This window comes from Confluentibacter lentus (genome assembly GCF_002806995.1).
In the GTDB taxonomy this organism is placed as follows: Bacteria; Bacteroidota; Bacteroidia; order Flavobacteriales; family Flavobacteriaceae; genus Confluentibacter; species Confluentibacter lentus.
In genome coordinates this window covers 1-2414 of the sequence record NZ_NIHE01000015.1, presented here as the reverse complement: position 1 = coordinate 2414, position 2414 = coordinate 1, and the positions used below count along the sequence as shown (strand labels likewise).

The following is a 2414-nucleotide window of genomic DNA, read 5'->3' as shown; positions in this document are numbered from 1 at the left end:
CGCACCTATCCCTATAATGGAATTTAAATTTATTATGGTTATATTCGTTTTCAAAATTTTTAGTATGGATAAAATACTTTCTTTAGCTGGTGCAGGGAATACGAAAAAGCACCAAGAAGCAATTGCAGAATTATTGTATGCCTTAATCAAAAAAACAAAAACGGTTAAAAAATATGGCAACTTTAAAGTTCTACCTGAAATTACTTTAGATTCTAAAATTCCTGACATAGTTGTTTATAATTATTCTCGTGATTTATATACTCCAGTTGCTATTTTTGAATTTTGCAATTCAAATGGCTTGATTAAGGATTTAGAAAAATGCAATGTTTTAATGGTTGATAATATCAAAATTAAAGAGGCGTTTGTTATAGATGTTTCAAATGATAAATTGGTCTTTAACAAGCTATACAGATTAAAAAACGGTGCTGTTTCTAAACCTAAAAACATTTCTAAATTTGAAGTTCTAAACATAGATTTATCCAATATTGTCTAATGTTCCATACATCCAACTTTCATTTTCATACGCCTTTAAATGATTAATATCTAGTTGATATGTGGAATATAGTTTTTGCTCTAAATGTTCCCATCCGTTTATAATGCTAAAATCCATGTGTTTATTGTTTTTTAGCTTTACCCTAACAATTTGTTCTTTTTCGTCAAAACCTATTATTTCGGCTTTAACAACGTGTCCGTAATAACCACCAACACCTCTGAGTATGGCGGTTTTGTTTTTTGTGATTGCTTTATCCATTGGTTTTAAATTAAGTTTACTATATCCTTATCACGGATAAACGATTTGTTTTTATTACATTCGTTTTTAAAAATATTTCTCGTGAGTTTAATACAAGATTTTGAAAAACTTCATATTACTATAAAATCATCTTCGTTAATCATTTTGGGGCAAATGCCATTCTTTTTTGTTTCAATTTATCTGTTTAACAACAGGTTGATTGAATTGGTGGGCGAATATCCTTTATATGATTTAGATTTTTTCTATATATTATCACTATGTTTCTGTTTGTCAGTTACTTGGTTTGCAATGAACCTCGTTTTAACTTTTATTAGTTTTAAATTTGGCGATGCTTTATTTAAAGACGAAACAGATATTGGGGATATTTTTAAGTCAAGTGTCATTTATTCTATTGGTTATTTATCTGTTGCTATTTTTATAAATTTTAAAATCAATTTTAACTTCTTTAATTTTTTGATTATTGCTTATGGTTTTATTGTTTTTAGAATGATTTATATCGGGGCTGTCTGGGGGTTTTATTCCTATAAGGAAAAGAAAAAGAAAAATCAACAACCAACAGATACAGCTAAATAATATAAACAAAAAGAAATCAAAAGTTTTTAAAAACCATATCAAGTCTATTTTATTAGAGCCATCGTTATTATTAGTTTCCATACGCCACCTCCCTTACTTCTTTACTGTCCTTAGCTTTCCAATACTCCAATTCTTTTTCTTGATTTAGAGCGTTTTTTAGGAACTTTTCAAACTCATCACCCCGATAGTTTCGGTTATTAAATTTCCATTCGTATTCCACTAAATAAAAGGGCAAATACTTTTTGCTGATAGATTTGTAACTGCCTTTTATTCCGTTCTTTACATAACTCCAAAAACCCTCAATCGTGTTAATGTGTACAATGCCTTTACTGAATGATTTTTTATGGTTTATCTCTAACCTATCAATGTAATTATCAAGGTCTTTGTAAGAGCGGAAACCGTCCGTAATAAGTATTGAGTTTTCTTGTTTAGCATAGGTTTTAAGCATAAACAAGAGGTTGCGTTTTGTTAGCTTATCAATAAGTTTGGTCTTAACCATTCCTTTTCGTTGTACCATGCCAGCAACCGAAACTTTATTAGTGCCACGACCTCTTTTTAGTGTGGCGGTGGAAAGGTTGGCTTCGTTATCTTCTCCCTTCTCCATTTTTCGGGCTTTACCTCCAAAATAACTTTCGTCCATTTCAATCATACCGTTAAGTTGTGTGCTTTTTATAAGCATTCCAATACGTACACGCATGGCGGTATAATATGAGGTTTTGTAACTTCCGCCAATATTCCGTTGAATTTCTTTTGCTGAAATGCCCGATTTAGAGTTTAGCATCATAGTAATAACGACGAACCATTTTGGTAATGGTAGGCGTGTATCTTCAAAAATTGTGTCCACAAACACAGAAAATGACCTTTTACAGTTTTTACAAGTATGTCGTGTTTGCTCGCTTTTTTGACGATTTGTTTTAGTTGAGCCACAATAAGTGCATTTTACAACTTTGCCCCAACGTAATTGTTCCAGTAATTTCAAGCATTTCGCCTGTGTGCTGTATTTTTTTTGTACTTCTATTATTGTCATTGCTTATCTATTGATTTTATTATACTTTTACTCAACTTCTATTCCATTATAGGGATAGGTGCG

The 2414-nt window shown here is 30.9% G+C and carries 4 protein-coding genes; 2 read left to right on the top strand and 2 right to left on the bottom strand.

Annotation, left to right across the window (positions count from 1 at the left end):
• Positions 1-64: 64 nt before the first annotated feature.
• Positions 65-493, top strand: a complete 429-nt coding sequence (locus CDH50_RS14935; protein ID WP_157805004.1) for a hypothetical protein — start codon at positions 65-67, stop codon at positions 491-493.
• Here CDH50_RS14935 and CDH50_RS14930 read toward each other — a convergent pair.
• Positions 476-751, bottom strand: coding sequence for a hypothetical protein (locus tag CDH50_RS14930; protein ID WP_100613093.1), 276 nt, complete (start codon positions 749-751; stop codon positions 476-478). The genes CDH50_RS14935 and CDH50_RS14930 overlap by 18 nt on opposite strands.
• Positions 752-832: 81 nt before the next feature.
• Here CDH50_RS14930 and CDH50_RS14925 point away from each other — a divergent pair, with 81 nt between their 5' ends.
• Complete coding sequence (locus CDH50_RS14925) at positions 833-1324, top strand: hypothetical protein (protein ID WP_100613092.1); 492 nt, start codon at positions 833-835, stop codon at positions 1322-1324.
• 70 nt (positions 1325-1394) lie between these two features.
• On the opposite strand, the gene CDH50_RS14920 is transcribed toward CDH50_RS14925, so the two are convergent.
• Positions 1395-2351, bottom strand: a complete 957-nt coding sequence (locus CDH50_RS14920) for an IS1595 family transposase (RefSeq protein WP_100613091.1) — start codon at positions 2349-2351, stop codon at positions 1395-1397.
• Positions 2352-2414 lie beyond the last annotated feature (63 nt).